Origin of the sequence: Pseudomonas sp. Z1-14 (assembly GCF_051132005.1) — a bacterium.
Lineage (GTDB): Bacteria > Pseudomonadota > Gammaproteobacteria > Pseudomonadales > Pseudomonadaceae > Aquipseudomonas.
Genome location: NZ_CP071646.1, coordinates 609770 through 629865, shown reverse-complemented (window position 1 = coordinate 629865; position 20096 = coordinate 609770). Strand labels below are relative to the sequence as shown.

17 protein-coding genes are annotated in these 20096 nt (G+C 64.1%); 13 read left to right on the top strand and 4 right to left on the bottom strand.

The features are described from left to right. Window positions 1-78: 78 nt before the first annotated feature. The 3 genes from J3P89_RS02975 (at window position 79) to trxA (ending at window position 2252) form a co-directional block, all read left to right on the top strand. The gene (locus J3P89_RS02975) at window positions 79-543 is read left to right on the top strand and encodes a YbaY family lipoprotein (protein WP_434696670.1); all 465 of its coding nucleotides are present in this window, start codon (window positions 79-81) and stop codon (window positions 541-543) included. Then, complete coding sequence (locus tag J3P89_RS02970) at window positions 540-1199, top strand: class I SAM-dependent methyltransferase (RefSeq protein WP_434696669.1); 660 nt, start codon at window positions 540-542, stop codon at window positions 1197-1199. Before J3P89_RS02975 ends, J3P89_RS02970 begins: the two co-directional genes overlap by 4 nt. Window positions 1200-1379: 180 nt before the next feature. Next, complete coding sequence (gene trxA, locus J3P89_RS02965) at window positions 1380-2252, top strand: thioredoxin (protein ID WP_434696668.1); 873 nt, start codon at window positions 1380-1382, stop codon at window positions 2250-2252. On the opposite strand, the gene J3P89_RS02960 is transcribed toward trxA, so the two are convergent. Next, window positions 2246-2593, bottom strand: a complete 348-nt coding sequence (locus tag J3P89_RS02960; RefSeq protein ID WP_434627832.1) for a hypothetical protein — start codon at window positions 2591-2593, stop codon at window positions 2246-2248. The genes trxA and J3P89_RS02960 overlap by 7 nt on opposite strands. Before the next feature lie 120 nt (window positions 2594-2713). Between J3P89_RS02960 and J3P89_RS02955 the strand changes: the two genes are divergently transcribed. The 5 genes from J3P89_RS02955 (at window position 2714) to J3P89_RS02935 (ending at window position 6892) form a co-directional block, all read left to right on the top strand. Then, window positions 2714-3298, top strand: a complete 585-nt coding sequence (locus J3P89_RS02955) for a DUF2796 domain-containing protein (protein WP_434696667.1) — start codon at window positions 2714-2716, stop codon at window positions 3296-3298. Between the two features lie 158 nt (window positions 3299-3456). After that, window positions 3457-4167, top strand: a complete 711-nt coding sequence (locus J3P89_RS02950) for an ABC transporter ATP-binding protein (protein WP_434696666.1) — start codon at window positions 3457-3459, stop codon at window positions 4165-4167. A gap of 1 nt (window position 4168) precedes the next feature. Beyond that, window positions 4169-5434 (top strand): ABC transporter permease, encoded by a 1266-nt coding sequence (locus tag J3P89_RS02945; RefSeq protein WP_434696665.1) that lies wholly within the window; start codon window positions 4169-4171, stop codon window positions 5432-5434. 11 nt (window positions 5435-5445) lie between these two features. After that, window positions 5446-5964: a DUF3299 domain-containing protein gene (locus tag J3P89_RS02940; RefSeq protein ID WP_434571515.1), complete on the top strand. Its 519-nt coding sequence runs from the start codon at window positions 5446-5448 to the stop codon at window positions 5962-5964. A 229-nt stretch (window positions 5965-6193) separates the two neighbouring features. Further along, complete coding sequence (locus tag J3P89_RS02935) at window positions 6194-6892, top strand: OmpW/AlkL family protein (RefSeq protein WP_434696664.1); 699 nt, start codon at window positions 6194-6196, stop codon at window positions 6890-6892. A gap of 171 nt (window positions 6893-7063) precedes the next feature. Here the strand turns inward: J3P89_RS02935 and J3P89_RS02930 are convergent, their stop codons facing one another. Continuing rightward, the gene (locus J3P89_RS02930; RefSeq protein ID WP_434696663.1) at window positions 7064-7993 is read right to left on the bottom strand and encodes an NAD-dependent epimerase/dehydratase family protein; all 930 of its coding nucleotides are present in this window, start codon (window positions 7991-7993) and stop codon (window positions 7064-7066) included. Then, complete coding sequence (locus tag J3P89_RS02925) at window positions 7986-8870, bottom strand: sugar nucleotide-binding protein (protein WP_434571510.1); 885 nt, start codon at window positions 8868-8870, stop codon at window positions 7986-7988. Before J3P89_RS02925 ends, J3P89_RS02930 begins: the two co-directional genes overlap by 8 nt. A gap of 297 nt (window positions 8871-9167) precedes the next feature. On the opposite strand from J3P89_RS02925, the gene J3P89_RS02920 reads away from it, so the two are divergent. Continuing rightward, complete coding sequence (locus tag J3P89_RS02920; RefSeq protein WP_434696662.1) at window positions 9168-13481, top strand: DEAD/DEAH box helicase; 4314 nt, start codon at window positions 9168-9170, stop codon at window positions 13479-13481. Window positions 13482-13594: 113 nt separating this feature from the next. Here the strand turns inward: J3P89_RS02920 and J3P89_RS02915 are convergent, their stop codons facing one another. Next, entirely contained in the window at window positions 13595-15682 is a 2088-nt protein-coding gene (locus J3P89_RS02915; protein WP_434696661.1) for a mechanosensitive ion channel family protein, read from the bottom strand. A gap of 315 nt (window positions 15683-15997) precedes the next feature. Between J3P89_RS02915 and J3P89_RS02910 the strand changes: the two genes are divergently transcribed. From J3P89_RS02910 to J3P89_RS02895, 4 genes are read left to right on the top strand one after another with little or no spacing between them, the layout of a single operon-like run. Beyond that, entirely contained in the window at window positions 15998-16924 is a 927-nt protein-coding gene (locus tag J3P89_RS02910) for a DUF72 domain-containing protein (protein WP_434655285.1), read from the top strand. Continuing rightward, window positions 16921-17733, top strand: coding sequence for an endonuclease/exonuclease/phosphatase family protein (locus J3P89_RS02905; RefSeq protein ID WP_305498461.1), 813 nt, complete (start codon window positions 16921-16923; stop codon window positions 17731-17733). Before J3P89_RS02910 ends, J3P89_RS02905 begins: the two co-directional genes overlap by 4 nt. Then, window positions 17730-19028: a cardiolipin synthase ClsB gene (gene clsB / locus J3P89_RS02900; RefSeq protein WP_434696660.1), complete on the top strand. Its 1299-nt coding sequence runs from the start codon at window positions 17730-17732 to the stop codon at window positions 19026-19028. Before J3P89_RS02905 ends, clsB begins: the two co-directional genes overlap by 4 nt. Further along, window positions 19015-20016 carry a lysylphosphatidylglycerol synthase domain-containing protein gene (locus J3P89_RS02895; protein WP_434696658.1) on the top strand — a complete coding sequence of 334 codons (1002 nt, stop codon included), beginning with the start codon at window positions 19015-19017 and terminating at the stop codon, window positions 20014-20016. The genes clsB and J3P89_RS02895 overlap by 14 nt, the downstream gene beginning before the upstream one ends. The last annotated feature ends 80 nt before the right edge of the window (window positions 20017-20096 follow it).

Here is a 20096-nt window from a genome sequence, read left to right as displayed (position 1 = left end):
CAAGACAAGCCATAGGGTTTACGGTATACAGACGGGCCTATTGTAAGACCCACGGAATTCACCTTGCTGGAGCCACCCATGCCGCTACGATCGCTCGTTTTGCTCAGTCTCTTCAGCCTGCTGATGGCGTGCAGCAGCGACGCCCCCAAGCCCGCTGCCCCCCCCCCGGCCCCAGCGCCGAAACAGGCCCAGGAAAAGGCCCGGCAGGCCACCGAGCTTGGCCCGCTGCCGGCCCATCAGCGGGAATTGAGCGGCACCCTGCAAGGCGTACCGGCCGGCGCCGAAGTCGAACTGGCGCTACTGGTGATCGATGACAAGGACCGCCCGCAACAACTGCTCGCCAGCTCCAGCCTGATCGGTACCAACCAGGCGCTGCCCTTTCGCCTGCGCTTCAACCCGGAAGCGTTCCCGGTCGGCGCCCGTGTCGAGTTGCGCGGCCGCGCCAGCCAGTCCGGCCAACTGATCCTGCATCTGCCGGAACAACGCATCACGCAACCGACCACCCAGGCGCTGGGCGTCCTGCAATTCGTCAAAGCTCCATGAAGGCACCGCAACATCTGCAAGATGCCTTGATCGAGCTGCTGGGCGATGCGCGCCTGGTGTCCTGTGCGCTACCCGGCACCGACCTGGCGTTGTGGCTGATCGACGGCGAGAACATGGACCGCGCCTTCAGCCCGGAGGAAACCCGCCGCATCCTCCACGAACCGCCCTACTGGAGTTTCTGCTGGGCCAGCGGCCTGGCGCTGGCACGCTACCTGGCCGAACACCCGCAGTGGGTCGAGGGCAAGCGGGTACTGGATTTCGGCGCCGGCTCCGGCGTGGCGGGTATCGCGGCGATCAAGGCCGGGGCGCGCGAAGTGGTGGCCTGCGACCTGGATCCATTGGCGCTTGCCGCGTCACGGGCCAACGCCTTGCTCAACGGCGTAGAGCTGAATTATTCAGCGGACTTTTTCGCCGAAGCTGATCGCTTCGACCTGATCCTGGTCGCCGATGTGCTTTATGACCGGGCCAACCTGCCGTTGCTCGACCAGTTCCTCAGCCGTGGCCGCGAGGCGCTGGTGGCGGACTCCCGGGTGCGCGATTTCCAGCATCCGCTGTATCGCCGTATTGAGATGTTCGAGGCCATGACCTTGCCGGACCTGGCCGAGCCGGAGGAGTTTCGGCATGTGAGCCTGTACCACGCGCGGCGCCGGCCCTAAAAGCATCGCGAGCAAGCTCGCTCCCACAGAGGTCGCATGATCGTTTGAGATCCCTTGTGGGAGCGAGCTTGCTCGCGATGGGGCCCGGCCAATCAATACACCTCTCAAAGCCACCCCGCTTTCAGCCATCCCCCACCAAGCCGTATAGTTGCCCCATTCAAGCGTTCTACGAGACTTCCCATGACCCAGGACACGCCCTACATCTTCGACGCCACCACTGCCGATTTCGACCAGTCGGTAATCGCCAACTCCTTCCACAAACCGGTGCTGGTGGATTTCTGGGCCGAGTGGTGTGCGCCGTGCAAGGCCCTGATGCCGATGCTGCAAGGCATCGCCGAGAGCTACCAGGGTGAACTGCTGCTGGCCAAGGTCAACTGCGACATCGAGCAGGACATCGTCGCCCGCTTCGGCATTCGCAGCCTGCCCACCGTTGTGTTGTTCAAGGACGGCCAGCCGGTCGACGGCTTTGCCGGTGCCCAGCCGGAATCGGCGGTGCGGGCAATGCTCGAACCCCATGTGCAGATGCCGCCGCCAGCCGCCGCCGACCCGCTGGAACAAGCCCAGGCGCTGTTCGACGACGGGCGTTTCGCCGACGCCGAAGCCCTGCTCAAGGCACTGCTGGTGGAAGACAACAGCAACGCCAAGGCGCTGATCCTCTATGCCCGCTGCCTGACCGAGCGCGGCGAGCTGGACGAAGCGCAGACAGTTCTGGATGCCGTGAAAAGTGACGAGCACAAGGCCGCACTGGCCGGTGCCAAGGCGCAGATCCAGTTCCTCGGCCTGGCCAAGGACCTGCCGGACGCCGCCGACCTGAAAGGGCGCCTGGCGAAAGATCCACAGGATGATGAAGCGGTGTATCAACTGGCGATCCAGCAACTGGCGCGCCAGCAGTACGAACCCGCCCTCGATGCGCTGCTTAAGCTGTTCATCCGCAATCGCAGCTACAGCGAAGGCCTGCCGCACAAGACCTTGCTCCAAGTGTTCGAGCTGCTGGGCAATGATCACCCACTGGTGACGACCTATCGCCGCAAGCTGTTCGCCGCGCTTTACTGACCGACCCAGCTGTAGAGCGGCGTATCCCCGCCGCTCAGCACCTTGACCTCGGCGCTGTGGCGCAGGCGCACCAACAGCCGCTTGCCGGACGAAGCGCTGCCGGTCAGGCCTTCCAGCTGCTCCAGCAAGTCCGGGCCGGTCAATTGCCCGGCCTTGCGCAGCAGCTCCTTGGCGATCTGCCATTGGGCATCGTCCTGACTCGCCGGCCTGGCCGACGGTGTCGTCGCAACCTCGGACTTGGCCACCTGCAACTGCGCGCCGAGCTGCGCCCAGTCGCCTTCATCCATCTCGATCGTCAAGTCCACCGGCCACTCGCCGACGGTTCCGCGTATCCGCAACATCACCGTGCTCCTGAAGATTTCATCTACGCATGCTCCCATGGGCCTTGCGCGACGCCAAGCAGACGGTCAAACTCTGCGCACTTTCGTTATAAGATTACATAACCTTTCCGGAGACTCGTCATGCGTCGTCTGCTTCTCGCTTTGCCGTTCGCCCTGCTGCCGTTGGCTGTCGCTCACGCGGCCGTCGAGCATGACCACGACCATGACCATGAGCACGGCAGCCTCGCCGCCCATGAACACGGCGTCGCTCGGCTGAACGCCGCGCTGGACGGCCAGACCCTGGAACTGGAGCTGGAGAGCCCGGCGATGAACCTGGTCGGCTTCGAACACGCCGCCACCAGCGATGCCGACAAGGCCAAGGTCGCCGCCGTGCGGGCGCAGCTGGAAAAACCCTTGGCGCTGTTCAACCTGCCGGCTGCGGCCAAATGCACCGTGGCCCAGCAGGAGCTGGAGAGCCCGCTTTTCGGCGATGAGCCGGACCATGAAGACCACGATGAAGACGGCGACGAGCATCACGACGAGCACAGCGAGATCCATGCCCACTACCAATTCACCTGCGCGGTTCCGGGCACCTTGAAGAACCTGGACCTGGCGACCCTGTTCAAAACCTTCCCGGCCACCCAGAAAATTCAGGTACAACTGATCAGCCCGAGCGGTCAGCAAGGTGTTGAAGTGACGGCAAAGGCGCCGGCACTGAAATTCTGATCCGCAAATCCCGATGTGGGAGCGAGCCTGGGTGGGAGCGGGCTTGCTCGCGAAGACGGTGGCACAATCGGCATTAATGCAGTCTGACCCGCCGCTTTCGCGAGCAAGCCCGCTCCCACAGGTCCCAAATTACCTCTGAACATTGAAAAATCGGCGACATGACCCAAGCACTCATCGAACTGTCCGACCTGGGCTTCAGCTGGCCCGGGCATCCGCTCTTGCTGGATATCCCGGCGTTTCGCCTGGAGGCCGGTGAAACCCTGTTCCTCAAGGGCCCCAGCGGCAGCGGCAAGACCACGTTGCTGGGGCTGCTGGGCGGTGTGCAAACACCCGATCGCGGCAGCATCCGCCTGCTCGGCCAGGAGCTCAGCGAACTGGGCGCCGGCCGCCGCGACCGCTTTCGCGTGGACCATACCGGCTACATCTTCCAGCAGTTCAACCTGCTGCCATTTCTCTCGGTGCGCGAAAACGTCGAGCTGCCGTGCCATTTCTCGGCATTACGCGCGCAACGGGCGAAGCAACGCCATGGCAGCGTCGACCAAGCCGCCGCCACGCTGCTGGCTCACCTCGGGCTGAGCGATTCGAGCCTGCTGGATCGCCGCGCCGACTCATTGTCCATCGGCCAGCAACAACGGGTCGCCGCCGCACGCGCCCTGATCGGCCAACCGGAACTGGTGATTGCCGACGAGCCGACCTCGGCGCTGGATTACGACGCCCGGGAAAACTTCCTGCGGCTGCTTTTCGCCGAATGCCGCGAAGCCGGTTCGAGCCTGCTGTTTGTCAGCCACGACCAGAGCCTGGCGCCGCTGTTCGATCGCCACCTCTCGCTGGCCGATCTCAATCGCGCCGCCACGCCACTCGAGGTCTGAGATGTATTTGTTCCGTCTAGCCATGGCCAGCCTGGCGAACCGCCGCTTCACGGCGATCCTCACCGCTTTTGCCATTGCCCTCTCCGTCTGCCTGCTGCTGGCCGTGGAGCGCGTGCGTACCGAGGCGCGGGCCAGTTTCGCCAGCACCATCAGCGGCACCGACCTGATTGTCGGCGCTCGCTCCGGTTCGGTGAACCTGCTGTTGTACTCGGTGTTTCGCATCGGCAACGCCACCAATAACATTCGCTGGGACAGCTTCGAGCAGTTCGCCAACAACCCGAAAGTGAAATGGGCGATCCCCATGTCCCTTGGCGATTCCCATCGCGGTTATCGGGTGATGGGCACCACCGAGGCCTATTTCGAGCATTACCAGTACGGTCGCCGGCAGCATCTGGAACTGGCGGACGGCCGGGCATTCGCCAGCGATCCGTTCGAAGTGGTGCTCGGAGCTGAAGTGGCCGAGGCGCTGCATTACAAACTCGGGGAAAAGCTGGTGTTGGCCCACGGCGTGGCGGCCATCAGCCTGGTCAAGCATGACGACAAACCGTTCACCGTGGTCGGGATTCTCAAGCGCACCGGCACGCCGGTGGACCGTACGCTGCACATCAGCCTCGGCGGCATGGAGGCGATCCATGTCGACTGGAAAAATGGCGTACCGGCCCAGGGCAACGGCCGTATCAGCGCCGACCAGGCCCGCAACATGGACCTTACGCCCAAGGCGATCACCGCGTTCATGCTTGGCCTCAACAGCAAGATTTCCACCTTTGCGCTGCAACGGGAAATCAACGAGTTCCGTGGCGAGCCGCTGCTGGCGATCCTGCCCGGTGTGGCGCTGCAAGAGTTGTGGAGCCTGATGGGCACGGCGGAAAAGGCCTTGTTCGTGATTTCACTGTTCGTGGTGCTGACCGGCTTGATCGGCATGCTCACGGCGATCCTCACCAGCCTCAACGAGCGCCGCCGGGAAATGGCAATCCTGCGCTCGGTCGGCGCGCGGCCGTGGCACATCGCGACGCTGCTGGTGCTCGAAGCCTTTGCGCTGGCCTTGGCCGGAGTCATCGCCGGGCTGGCCTTGCTGTACATCGGCATCGCCGTCGCCCAGGGTTACGTGCAGTCGGCCTACGGCCTGTATCTGCCCCTGAGCTGGCCGAGCGAGTATGAATGGACGCTGCTGGCTGGCATTCTGGTCGCCGCCCTGCTGATGGGCAGCGTGCCGGCCTGGCGCGCCTATCGCCAATCGCTGGCCGATGGCCTGTCGATCCGTTTATGAGGACGTTGAAAATGCCCCGCGCCCTGCTTGCGCTGTTGATGCTGGTCAGCCTGCCATTGTGGGCGGCCGAGCCGAGAGACCTGGCCTGGTCGGAAATGATCCCGCCGGACGCGCCGCCGGAAGTGCCGAACATGACGCCCTTGCATGACCTGTCGAAAATGAGCGACGCCCTGGCCGCCGAGTCCGCGCCGGCGGCCCGGCAGGACATGCCCAACGCCCCGGTGGTCAAGGCCCTGGACGGCCAGCAGATTCGCTTGCCGGGTTATATCGTGCCGCTGGAAGTCAGCGAGGAAGGCCGCACGACGGACTTCCTGCTGGTGCCGTATTTCGGCGCCTGCATCCACGTGCCGCCTCCGCCGTCGAACCAGATCGTGCACGTGAAAAGCGAAGTCGGGGTCAAGCTCGACGAGCTTTATCAACCGTACTGGGTGGAAGGGCCGATGCAGGTCAAGCCATCCACCAGTGAACTGGCCGATGCCGGGTATCAGATGGAGGCGCAGAAGATTTACGTGTATGAGCTGCCGGAGTGAATCTGGTAGCCGATGGTTTCCAGTGAAATAGCATTCGCGAGCAGGCTCGCTCCCACCGGGTTCTGCGTCGGACACAAGATTCGTGTTCACAACCGATCCACTGTGGGAGCGAGCCTGCTCGCGAAGCCTCAAGACCCACTCATCACACTTTCATTGAGCTGAGTCAAAAGACCGCTCCAGACGGCTTCGTAACATGGGACATCCTTTTTGAATGTTCCCCGGAGCCCCCATGCAAAAGTCTCTGCTCAGCGCTTCCCTCGTCGCCCTCGCGCTCGCGGCACCACTCGCCCAGGCCCATACCGCCGGCGATATCATCGTTCGCGCCGGCGCCATCACCGTCAATCCGGATGCCGACAGTTCCAGCGTCAAGGTCGACCGTGGCCCGCTGGCCGGTGCCGACCTGGGCGGCAAGGCGACCATGAGCAGCGACACTCAGTTGGGCCTGAACTTCGCCTACATGCTCACCAACAATTGGGGGATCGAGCTGCTGGCGGCCTCGCCATTCGAGCACGACGTGAAAATCAAAGGCACCGCCCTGGGCGCGGCCAACGGCAAGCTCGGCACACTCAAGCACTTGCCGCCGACCCTGAGCCTGGTCTACTACCCGCTCGACGCCAAGTCGGCCTTCCAGCCTTACGTCGGCGCCGGCATCAACTACACCTGGATCTATGACGAACACGTCGGCAGCGACGCCAGCGCCAACGGTTTCAGCAACTTCCGGGCGAGCAACAGCTGGGGCATGGCGTGGCAAGTCGGCGCCGACTACATGCTGACGGACAACATCATGATCAACGGCCAGGTCCGCTACATCGACATCGACACCACCGCCTATGTCGACAACAACGCGGTGGCCGGCGGAACGCGGGCCAAGGTTGACGTGGACGTGGATCCATTCGTCTACATGGTGGGGTTGGGTTACAAGTTCTGACCCGTCCGGCGACGCGATCTCCATGTGGCGAGGGAGCTTGCTCCCGCTGGGCTGCGAAGCAGACCCAGAGATCTTACGACCGCTGCGCGCTCGAGCGGGAGCAAGCTCCCTCGCCACGGATTCACTATGAAAAAGGCGCCCCGAAGGGCGCCTTTCTTGTACCGGTGAAACTCAGCGCCCGAGCAACCGCGCCAGGCCCACGCTCATCGGCGTTTGCGCCGGCAAGTCGAAAAGCTCCAGCAACCGACGGTTATCAGCCCGCGAATGGCGAATGTCGCCGGAGCGCGCCGGGCCGTAGCTGATCGCGGGCAAATCCCCGACCACGTCGGCCAGGGCCTGGAGCATCTGCTTGAGCGTGGTGGCCTGGTTCCAGCCGACATTCACCGCGCCCGCTTGCACTTCAGGTTTCTCGATGGCCTGCACCAGCACCTGTACCAGGTCTTCCACGTAGACGAAATCCCGGGTCTGCTCGCCGTCGCCGAACACGCTGATCGGCAAGCCTTTCTGGGCCCGCTCGCTGAAAATGCTGATGACCCCCGAGTACGGCGAGGACGGATCCTGGCGTGGACCGTAGATGTTGAAGAAGCGGAACACCACCGGCTCGAGAGCGTGCTGGCGCCGGTAGAAGTCGAGGTAGAACTCGCTCGCCAGTTTGTCCGAGGCGTAAGGCGTTAGCGGCGCCTTGGAGGTGTCTTCGTCGATGGACTGGCCTTCGCCATTGTTGCCATAGACCGCGGCGCTGGAAGCGAACAGCACCCGTTTCACGCCCGCCTGGCGCATGGCCTCGCAGACATTCAGGGTGCCGATGAAATTGCTCTGGTGGGTACGTACCGGGTCGTCCACCGAGGCTTGCACCGAGGCCACCGCCGCCAGGTGCGCCACCGCGCTGCACCCGGCCATGGCCCGGGCGACCAGCGCCGCATCGGCGACGTCGCCTTCGATCAGTTCGACTGCCGGGTTGTCCAGCGGCAGGTTGCTGCGCTTGCCGGTGGACAAGTCATCGAGAATGCGCACCGAATGGCCGTTGGCGAGCAACGCGTCGGTCAAGTGCGAACCGATGAAACCGGCGCCGCCGGTGATTAAAACAGGGCCTTTAGCCATGGCGATAAAACCTATCCAGTAAGCCCGGGAGTGCGGCGCGCCAGGCGCGTGGCTTGATCCCGAAAGTGTGCAGAATTTTCTTGCAGGCCAGTACCGCGTGCTGCGGTTCTTCGGCGGCGTCCGGCCGCGCGGCGTGGGCCTGGGGCGTGGGCGACTCGATGGCCAGCGGGTGCAGGGCGCGGGCTTCGGTAAGAATTGCCTGGCCCAGCGCCAGCGGCGTCGTCGCCTCGTGTCCGGCGTAATGGTACGTGCCCCACAGCGGCGCCGCGCAATCGAGTTGCTTGAGCACCGAAATGATTACCCGCGCCGCATCGTCAACCGGTGTCGGATTACCCCGGCGGTCGTCGGCCAGCAGCAGCTCTTCGGGCTGCTCGGCCCGGGCCAGGAACCGTCCGAGGATGCCATCGGCGCTGTCGTCCAGCAGCCAGCCAAAACGCAGCAGCACATGCTGCGGACAGGTGGCGCGCACGCTTTGCTCGATGCGCCACAGTGCCTGGCCACGCAAGCCCAGGGGCACCGGCTCGTCTTTTTCGCTGTAGGCGGTGGCGCGCGAGCCGTCGAATACACGGTAACTCGAGGGTTGCACCAGGACGATGTTGTGATGCTGGCACAGTTCGGCCAGGCGCTCGACCGCCCGCTCCTGGCTCGCCAGGCGCTGCTCGCTGACGGTCTCGGCCTGGAACCAGTCGAAGTAGTACGCCAGGTTGATCAAGGCGTCCGGCCGGGTGTCGTCGAGCAACTGCGTCAGGCTCGCGGCATCCCAGCCATCTTCGGGCGGGCGGGGGGCAAGAAAACCGATGTCTTCTTCTGCACCGAGGCGAATCAGCGCCTGCCCAAGGGCATTTCCGCCGCCCAGTAACATAAGGCGCATTCGCATAAAGTCAGCAGGCCCAGTCTGTTGGCACAAGAATTTTGGTCGACAACGCCCGTGGGCGTGGTCGGAATCGTTGCATTTTGCGGGTTTAGTGCGCAACCGTCATCCGTAATGTGCAGATCGCCGGATTTGCGCAGGCCTTGAGGCCGCCATCGCGAGCAAGCTCGCTCCCACATGGATTGCATGCGCAGTCGAGATCCCCTGTGGGAGCGAGCTTGCTCGCGATGGGGCCTGAACAGGCGATAGAGACACCAGACGGTACTTGCACCGCCCCCACCCCACCCGCCTAAACTGCCCCTCATGAATCTGCCCCTTCCAGCCGACCACGCCATGGCAGGCTTTCACCCCGCCGTTCGCGCCTGGTTCAGCCAGACATTCCCGGCGGTCACCGCCGCCCAGGCCCGGGCGTGGCCGTTGATCAGCCAACGACGTTCGGTGCTGGTCGCGGCGCCCACCGGCTCGGGCAAGACCCTGACGGCGTTTCTCGCGGTGCTCGATGACCTGGTGCATCGCGGCCTGGAGCAAGGCGGTCTACCGGACCAGACCCTGGTGGTCTACGTCTCGCCGCTCAAGGCGTTGAGCAACGATATCCGCATCAATCTGCAAAATCCCCTGGCCGGCATCACCGAGCAGTTGCAACGAATGGGCTTGCCGCCGTTGCCCATCACCACGGCGGTGCGCACCGGCGACACACCGCAAAAAGATCGCACGGCGATGCGCAAGACCGCGCCGCACATCCTGGTGACCACGCCCGAGTCGCTCTACGTGCTGCTCGGTTCCGATTCCGGCCGGCAGATGCTCGCCAGCACGCGCACGGTAATCATTGATGAAATCCACGCCATCGCCGCGAGCAAACGCGGCAGCCACCTGGCCTTGAGCCTGGAGCGACTGCAAGCGCTGTGCGCCGAACCGCTGGTGCGCATCGGCCTGTCCGCCACGCAAAAACCCATCGAAGCGGTGTCGCGCTTTCTCGTCGGCCCGGGACGCACCTGTGAAATCGTCGACATCGGCCACGCCCGCCCACGGGACCTGGACATCGAAGTGCCGCCCGTGCCGCTTTCGGCGGTGATGGCCAACGACGTCTGGGAACTGGTCTACAACCGGCTCGCCGAACTGGCCCGGCAACACCGGACCACGCTGGTGTTCGTCAATACCCGGCGCCTGGCCGAGCGCCTGAGCCGGCATTTGAGCGAGCGCCTGGGCAAGGAGGCGGTGGCGGCCCATCACGGCAGCCTGGCCAAGGAGTTTCGCCTCGACGCCGAACAACGCCTCAAGCGCGGCGAACTGCAGGTATTGATCGCCACCGCGTCCCTGGAGCTGGGCATCGATATCGGCGATGTCGACCTGGTCTGCCAGATCGCCTCGCCCCGTTCGATCTCGGCGTTCCTGCAAAGGGTCGGACGCTCCGGCCACCAGGTCGGCGGCACGCCAAAGGGGCGTCTGTTCGCCACCACTCGCGACGACCTGATCGAGTGCGTCGCCCTGCTCGACTGCGTGCGCCGTGGCGAGCTGGACATCCTGCACATCCCCGAGGCGCCGCTGGATGTACTGGCGCAGCAGATCGTCGCCGAGGTCAGTTGCCAGGAATGGCACGAACAGGCATTGCTGGAGATGTTCCGCCGTGCCTCGCCCTACGCCGAACTCGACGAAGGCCATTACCAGGCGCTGTTGCAGATGCTCGCCGAGGGCGTCAATGGCCGCCAGGGTGTGCGCAGCGCGTACCTGCATCGCGACGCGGTCAGCCGGACCTTGCGCGGGCGCCGAGGCAGCAAGCTCACCGCCGTGACCAGCGGCGGCACGATTCCGGACAATGCCGACTACAGCGTGCTGCTCGAACCCCAGGGCCTGAACATCGGCAGCGTCAACGAAGACTTCGCGGTCGAGAGCATTGCCGGCGACGTGTTCCAGCTGGGCAATACCTCGTACCGGATCATCCGCGTCGAAAGTGGCCGCGTGCGGGTCGAGGACGCCCAGGGCCAACCGCCGACCATCCCATTCTGGCTCGGCGAAGCCCCGGGGCGCAGCGCCGAGTTGTCCCAGGCCGTGGCCCGGCTGCAAGCCTGCCTGGATGAATTGCTCGGCGCCACACCGGGCAAACTGCAACCGGCCCTCGACTGGCTGACCGGGCCCCTGCAACTGAACCTCGCCAGCGCCGAGCAACTGCTTGATTACCTCGCCCCGGCGCGCCTGGCCTTCGGCGCCCTGCCGTCCCAGGACACGCTGCTGATGGAGCGCTTTTTCGACGAATCCGGCGGTACGCAACTGATCATCCACACGCCGTTCGGCAGCCGCATCAACCGCGCCTGGGGCCTGGCCCTGCGCAAGCGTTTCTGCCGCACCTTCAATTTCGAATTGCAGGCCGCCGCCAGCGAAGACGCCATCGTGCTCTCGTTATCCACCAGCCACAGCTTCGAGCTGGACGAGGTCTGGCGTTACCTCAACAGCCAAAGCGCCGAACAGATCCTGATCCAGGCGGTGCTGGATGCGCCGTTGTTCGGGGTGCGCTGGCGCTGGAACGCCGGCGTGGCCCTGGCGTTGCCGCGTTACGCCGGTGGGCGCAAGGTCGCGCCGCAGATCCAGCGCATGAAGAGCGAGGACTTGATCGCCAGCGTATTCCCCGATCAGATCGCCTGTCTGGAGAACCTCGCCGGCGAGCGAGAGATTCCCGACCACCCGCTGGTGGAACAGACTCTCGACGATTGCCTGCACGAAGCCATGGACAGCGAAGGCTGGCTGGCCCTGTTGCGACGCATGGACGCGGGCGACATCCGCCTGGTCAGCCGCGACCTGCCGGCGCCCTCGCCCCTGGCGGCGGAAATTCTCAGTGCCCGGCCCTACACCTTTCTCGACGACGCGCCCCTGGAAGAACGCCGCACCCAAGCGGTGATCAATCGCCGCTGGAGCGATCCGCAATCCACCGATGACCTCGGCGCGCTGGACGCCGATGCTATTCAGGCGGTGCGGGAAGAGGCCTGGCCGACGCCGAGCAATATCGATGAAATCCATGAAGCGCTGATGAGCCTGGCGTGCATCGCCGACAGCGAAGCCGACGCCGAGCCGTCGTGGCTGGAGGGCTTGCGGACCCTGGCCGAGCGCGGTCGCGCCAGCCATGTGCGAATCAGCGAGGAGCGTGGTTTGTGGGTGCCGCTGGAACGGCTGACGTGCCTGCAAGCAATTTATCCACAGGCCCGATGGCAGCCGCCGCTGACGCCACTTTCGGGGTTTGATGAGCACTGGAACAGCGACGACGCCGTGGTCGAGGTGCTGCGGGCGCGACTCAGCGCCTTCGGCCCGCAGCCGCTGACGGCGATCGCCTATCCGCTGGGGTTGTCACCCGCACAAGCGACCCAGGCCCTGGCCCAACTGGAGCAACAAGGGTATGTGCTGCGCGGTCGGTTCACGCCGGGCACCGGGCAGGAAGAATGGTGCGAGCGGCACCTGCTGGCGCGGATCCACCGCTACACCGTCAAGCGCCTGCGCCGGGAAATCGAGCCGGTGACGCTGCAGGATTTCATGCGATTCCTCTTCGACTGGCAGCACCTGTCGCCATCCGCCCAAGGCCGGGGCAACGCCGTATTGCCATCGATCGTCAGCCAATTCGAAGGTTATCCGGCGGCCGCCTCGGCCTGGGACAGCGACCTGCTGCCGGCGCGGATCAAGGACTATTCAGCGAGCTGGCTCGACGAACTGTGTCGCAGCGGAAAGTTTGTCTGGACGCGCCTGAGCGCCCGCCAGAAGCTGTCCGCCAGCGCCTTGCGCAGCACGCCGATCGTCTTGCTGCCGCGCCGCCAGGTCGGGCTCTGGAGCAGCCTGGCCGAGCAGACGCCGCTCGACGAGTTGTCGCCAAGGACGCAAAAAGTCCACCAGGCCCTCAGCGAGCACGGCGCATTGTTTTTCGATGAGTTGCTGCACGAGGCGCACCTGCTGCGCAGCGAACTGGAAAGCGCCTTGCAGGAACTGGTGGGCGCCGGGCTGGTGAACGCCGACAGCTTCGCCGGGCTGCGAGCCTTGATCACTCCCGCCAGCAAGCGCCAGGCCCGCAGCAGCCGGCGCGGGCGTGGAGCGTTTGTCGGCGGCATGGACGACGCCGGGCGCTGGGCCTTGTTGCGCCGCAGTTCGCCTGCTGCGCAACCGGGTAAGCGGCCAGCGCCGACTGCGCCCGAGACCTTGGAACACATCGCCATGACCCTGCTGCGCCGTTACGGCGTGGTGTTCTGGCGGCTGCTGGAGCGCGAGGCCGATTGGCTGCCGAGCTGGCGCGAGTTGCTGCGCACCTTCCATCGCCTGGAGGCACGCGGCGAGATTCGCGGCGGGCGGTTTGTCAGCGGGCTGGCCGGCGAGCAATTTGCCTTGCCCGAAGCCATTCCCCTGCTGCGCGAAACGCGGCGCCGCCCCAGCAATGGCAGCCTGATCGCGGTGTGCGGGGTGGATCCGCTGAACCTCGCCGGGACCTTGCTGCCGGGGGCGAAAGTGCCGGCGCTGGCGAGTAATCGGCTGGTGTATCGCGATGGGTTGCCGGTGGCGGCGCTGATTGCCGGCAAGCCGCAGTTCTGGGTGGAGCTGGATGCCCAAGGGATGGCTGAGGCCAGGAGCAAGCTCATCCAGAAAAGTTGAGGGTGTCTGGGTGGGCCCCTTCGCGAGCAGGCTCGCTCCCACATTGGATTTGCGGTGAATGGTCGACCTGTGGGAGCGAGCCTGCTCGCGAAAGGGCACTCCGCTTTACCACATCATTGAGCTTGATCAGGCTGTTCATTCCCTGCCTTCGGCTCCTCGGCCAACCGCTTCGGCATCACCACCTGCTGTGGATAAGTCTGCGCAAAATGCACCGACGGCTCGTTATCCACAAGCTTCTTGAGCCGCTGGTTGAACGCCCGGCTCACCGCATATTGCCCGCCTGACACAGTGCGGAACTGGGCGGTGAGCACCAGCCCGTTGAGGTCCATCTTGTCCACGCCGAACACATCCAGCGGCCCTTGCAGGTTGAACTTGAGGAACGGGTCTTCGGAAATCGAATCGCCGGCCTCGCGGATCAGTTCGATGGCACGGTCCACATCGGTGTCGTAGGTAAACTGCACCGAGAAAAACGCAAAGGCGAATTGCCGGGACTGGTTGGTCACGGCCTTGATCTGCCCGAACGGCACCGAATGCACGAACCCCTTGCCGTCGCGCAGGCGCAGGGTGCGGATGGTCAGGCCTTCGACGGTGCCGGCGTGGCCGGAGCTGAGTACCACCCAGTCACCGATGGACAGCGTGTCTTCGATGATGATGAACAACCCGGTGATCACGTCCTGTACCAGTTGCTGCGAACCAAAACCGATCGCCAGCCCCACCACCCCGGCACCTGCCAGCAACGGCGCGACGTTGATGCCCAGGTTGGCCATGGTGGTGATCGCGCAGATCACCACCAGGATGATCTTGGCGGCGTTGCGCAGCAGCGGCAGGATGGTCTTGACTCGCGTGCTGGGTTGGCGGGCGCCGCGCTTGTTGAGCGGCGGCTTGAGAGCCTCCTGGATCGCCGTGTCGAGCACCACCCAGGTCAGCCAGGTCATCAGGAAGATCAGGCCGATGCGGCTCAAGGAATCACTGATCGCCCGGCCCACGGCGTTGCGCGAAGCGAATTCGAACAGGGAAATCCCCCAGATCCGCCCGAGGATTTCAATGAATGCCACCGCCATGACGATGCGCAACAAGGCGTGCAGCAAGCTCAACAGCCGTCCTTTGTAGGCGCTGTTACGCTGGATGGCTTCGGCCTTGGGCGACTTGAAGACGTGTTGAAATATGGTGCTGAGGAACACCATCGCGATCAACAGAATGGTGGTGAACAGGGCGCAACGCAGGGCTTTCTGGTTGTCTTCGCCGACGCCGATCAGGCTCACCGCCGACACCAGCACCATCAGCAGGATCGGCCAGTACCAGAGACCGGAAAAAATCCGCAGGGACTCCTGCAACGCCGGCTGTTTCAAGCGCTGGGCCAACGGTCGGTTGCGGATCAGGTGGGCCACCGGCCGGCGCATATGGATCACCAGCCAGCCAAAGATCATCGACGCCGACAGCCCGGTGAACACCGCAACGCTGCTGGTGATATTGCCGCCCAGTTGCCTGGCGATCTGCGGGCTGGTCAGTGCATCGCTGAGGGCGGCCAGGAAGCCGATCAGGAACAACGGCCGCGGGGTGAAACGACGAAGCATCGCCACCGCTCGCCGTTTGTGCCCGGCGTTGAACATCACGATCACGCAGAGCAGCACCGACGTGGAAAAAATACCGCTGCTGGTGGCGTAGGCGAAACACAGCGCCAGGGCGCGACCGACCGAGACTTGCAGGAAGTGGCTGACGTAGAGGGTCAGCGGCAGGCAGGCCACGGCCGGCAAGGTGTAGGGCAACACATAGCCGAGCACGTCCAGCACCCGCTGGCGGGTGCGTAGCCAGCGGCGCCGGCGCAAGCGGCGCACCAGCAATCGCGCACCGGTCCATATCAGCGCAAACGTCCCCAGCCATACGCCCGAGAGCAGCAGGAAATCCCCCGCCACGCGCCATGTGGAACGGGACGTCTGGTCCACAAGGCGATCGACCTCGTCCGCCGCCCGGTCCGCCCGCAGGCGCCAGGCGTCCACCAGGCTCTGGTTAAGGTCGAGCTTGTCCTGGACGTCATCGATGCTCGAACTGATCGCGCCCAGCAAACCGCCCTGCACCAGCGGTTCGGGCTCGGCCGGGGCCTCACTGGGATTGGAGGCGCCAGGGACAGCAGCGGTCCCGTAGGCGCTGGTGCCGGTCAGCGTCAGCAGGACCAACAGCAATACGGTGCTCAATCGAGACAAAACGCGGGGCTCCTTTACACGGGACAAGTAAGGAACTGATCAACATCGGGCCGGCAAGTTCGCTCGCAAGGCCAATACAAAACTTGGTGGCGAGGGAGCTTGCTCCCGCTGGGGCGCGTAGCGGCCCTGAAACCTGGGTACCTCGTCACGTCAGGATGAATGCATGGGCCTGCTGCGCAGGCCAGCGGGAGCAAGCTCCCTCGCCACAGAACCCGCTCAGCCCCTTCCGTCGGTAAGACCACCGAAACTTTCCAGCCCGCGCGGCGGTCATCAAAAGACACAGGCGGTACGAGGTCATTGGCACGGGAGGGATACATGACGGCGATCCACATTGGTATTTCCGGTTGGCGCTACACGCCTTGGCGGGGGGATTTCTACCCCAAGGGGCTGGCTCAGAAGCGGGAACTGCAATTCGCCTCTCGCGCGGTCAACAGCATCGAAATCAATGGATCGTTCTACGCCCTGCAACGTCCCGAACGGTATGCCCAGTGGTACGCCGAGACGCCGGACGACTTCGTCTTCAGCGTCAAGGCGCCAAGGTTCATCACCCACATCAAGCGCCTGCGGGACATCCACAAGCCGCTGGCGAACTTCTTCGCCTCCGGGGTGCTGGAACTCAAGGAAAAACTCGGGGCCATCCTCTGGCAGTTTCCGCCGAGTTTCAAATTCGACCCCGAGCTCTTCGAAGAATTTCTCAAGCAATTGCCCCACGACACCGAAGCCGCCGCCGCGCTGGCGCGCGAGCACGAACCACGCCTGGACGGCCATGCCAGCACAACGACCGACAAGAAGCGTGCGCTGCGCCATGCCGTCGAAATCCGTCATGAAAGCTTCATCGATCCACGCTTCGTCGCCCTGCTCAAACGTTACGACGTTGCCCTGGTGGTGGCGGATACCGCTGGAAAATGGCCGTATCGCGAGGACGTCACCAGCGATTTCGTCTATCTGCGCCTGCACGGCGCCGAAGAGCTATACGCCAGCGGCTATACCGACGAGGCGCTGAAGCGCTGGGGCGATCGGATCGAAGCCTGGAGCCACGGCACTCAGCCGAGTGACGCCCACCTGATCGATCCGAAAAAGAAACCCCGGGCGCGCAAGAGCCGGGAAGTGTTCTGCTATTTCGACAACGACATCAAAGTCCGCGCGCCGTATGACGCGCGCCACCTGCTGGAGCGCTTCGACCTGGACAAGCATCTCGCCACCGCTCCCGGCGTGCGCCCGGCCGAAGGGGTATTGCCATGACTACGCCAGAATCCAGCGAAGCCACCCGTGACCCGACCCAGCAATCGTTGCGGGATTTCGAACGGGTCAGCCGCTTCACCGTCCTGACGGTCAATACACACAAGGGGTTCACCGCCCTGAACCGGCGTTTCATCCTGCCGGAACTGCGCGAAGCCGTGCGCAGCGTTTCCGCCGACGTGGTGTTCCTGCAAGAAGTGCATGGCACCCACGAGCACCACCCCCAGCGCTACAGCAACTGGCCAAGCATCCCGCAATACGAGTTCCTCGCCGATACCCTCTGGCCGCAGTTCGCCTACGGGCGCAACGCGGTGTACCCGGCGGGCGACCATGGCAACGCGTTGCTGTCAAAATTCCAGATCATTCGCCACGAGAACCTCGACGTCTCCATCAGCGGCCACGAGAGCCGCGGCATGCTCCACAGCGTGCTGCGTCTGCCGGGTGGCGAAGGCCAGGACGTGCATGCGATCTGTGTGCACCTGGGGTTGCGCGAAGGTCATCGCGTCGAGCAACTGAAACTGCTTTGCCAGCGCCTGAGTGAGCTGCCGCCTGAAGCGCCAGTGATTGTCGCCGGTGACTTCAACGATTGGCGCGGCAAGGCCAATGACCTGCTCGCCCCCTGCGGCCTGCGGGAGGTATTCGCCGAACAATGGGGCAAGCCGGCCCGCAGTTTTCCGGCACGCCTGCCGATCCTGCGCCTGGACCGCATCTACGTGCGCAACCTCAAGGCCCATCACGCCAAAGTATTGAATGTACGTCCCTGGTCGCACCTTTCCGACCACGCACCGCTGTCGGTGGAGATCGAATTATGAGCGCGACGATGAACAAGGCAACGGTGGAAAAGATCGAGGTCCCGCCGACCGAGAGCAACCCGGCGCTGAACGATATCGAATACGGCTGGCACGGCAACAACCGTGTCACGCTGCTGGAAAATGGCGAGGAATATTTCCCACGGGTTTTCGAGGCAATTCGCCGTGCCCAGGAAGAAATTCTCCTGGAGACTTTCATTCTGTTCGAGGACAAGGTCGGCTTTGAACTGCGCGACCTGCTGGTGGATGCGGCCAAGCGTGGAGTGCGTATTACCGTCAATCTCGACGGTTTCGGTTGTGGCGAACTGACCACCGAGTTTCTCGCGTCGTTGAGCGAGGCCGGGGTGCGCCTGCAGATGTTCGACCCGGCTCCGAGGCACCTGGGCATCCGCACCAACTGGTTCCGCCGCCTGCACCGCAAGATCGTCGTGGTGGACGGTGTGATCGCGTTTATCGGCGGGATCAATTTCTCCGCCGACCACTTGGGCGACTTCGGTCCCGAGGCCAAGCAGGATTACTCCGTGGAGATCAAGGGCCCGGCGGTGGTGGATATCCATCATTTTGCGCTGCTCCAGACCGGCCGGCCGGGCCGGGCCAAATACTGGTGGCAACGTCGCCGCAGCCGTCGCACCGAATTGGCGTTCAATGATCATGACGGCCAGGTGCGCCTGGTCTATCGCGACAACCATGAGCACCAGACCGACATCGAGGAGGTCTACCTGCAAGTGCTGCGCAGCGCCCAGCGGCGGGTAGTGATCGCCAATGCCTATTTCTTCCCCGGCTACCGGTTGCTGCGCGAGATCCGCAACGCCGCCCGGCGTGGCGTTGAGGTGCGGCTGATCCTGCAGGGGCAACCGGACATGATGATCGCCAAGCTTGCCGCGCGGATGCTCTACGACTATCTGCTCAAGGCCGGCGTGACGATCTATGAATATTGCGAGCGGCCGCTGCACGGCAAGGTCGCCCTGGTGGATGAGGACTGGAGTACCGTCGGCTCGAGTAACCTCGACCCGTTGAGCCTGTCCCTGAACCTGGAAGCCAACGTGCTGATCCGCGACCGCGCGTTCAACCGCGAGCTGTTCGACCGCCTCGATCACTTGAGCCGCACCCATTGCACCATCATGCCCGAGAACCACGCGCCGCGCGGGCTACTCTGGCGCATGACTATCGGTTTCATGGTGTTCCACTTCCTGCGTCACTTCCCGGCCTGGGCCGGATGGCTGCCGGCCCATAAACCGCGTCTGAAACCTTTTTCACCGCCGACGGCGGTCCGGAGCGAACCCCATGAACCACTCTGAAGCGCACACCGCGCCGGGAGACGCCCAGGCGCCGGAACAGGCCAAGCCGAAGTCGCGCTGGAGCCGCTGGAAACGCCCGCTGACGCTGGCTTTTTTCCTGCTGCTGATTGTGCTGTTCACCGCGTTGGCGCGCCGCATCGACTGGTCCGAAGTATTCGCCACCCTGGCGGATTTCAAGCTGCGCACACTGCTGATCGCCGCCGCGTTGACGATCACCAGTTTCATCACCTACGCCTGCTTCGACTTGATCGGTCGCACCTACATCCGGCAGAAACTCGGCTGGCGGCAGATTCTGCCGGTGGGGGTGATCAGTTATGCCTTCAACCTGAATCTCAGTGCCTGGGTGGGCGGCATCGCCATGCGCTATCGGCTGTATTCGCGGCTCGGCGTCAGCACTGGCAACATCGCCAAGATTCTCGGCCTGAGCCTGGCCACCAACTGGTTCGGCTACATGACCCTGGCCGGCGTGGTGTTCAGCAGCGGCCTGGTGACCATGCCGCCGGGCTGGAAACTGAGCAGCAACGCGCTGCAAGGCGTGGGCGTGCTGCTGTTGCTGGCCAGTGCCGGTTACCTGGCGGCCTGCCGTTTCTCCAAGCGCCGGGCCTGGACGATTCGCGGCATGGAAATCAATCTGCCGTCCCTGCGCATGGCCGTCCTGCAATTGGCACTGGGCGCGCTGAACTGGTCGCTGATGGCGGCGGTGATCTTTACCTTGCTGCCGAGCAAACTGGACTATCCCGTGGTGCTGGGGGTGTTGTTGATCAGCAGCATCGCCGGGGTGATTACCCATATCCCCGCGGGGCTCGGAGTGCTGGAAGCGGTGTTCGTCGCGCTGCTGCAGCATGAAGTGTCGCGAGGCAGCCTGATCGCGGGACTGATTGCCTACCGGGCGATCTACTTCATCCTGCCATTGCTGATTACCGTGGTGATGTATCTGGTGATCGAGGCGAAGGCCAAGGCGTTGCGGGTCAAGCCTGGGCTCAAGTGATGCGGCGCCTGGCATGGCGCCTTCGTCGGATCGCCGCCCGGAGCAGGCTCGCTCCCACAAGAGACCTGTGTGAACCCGGG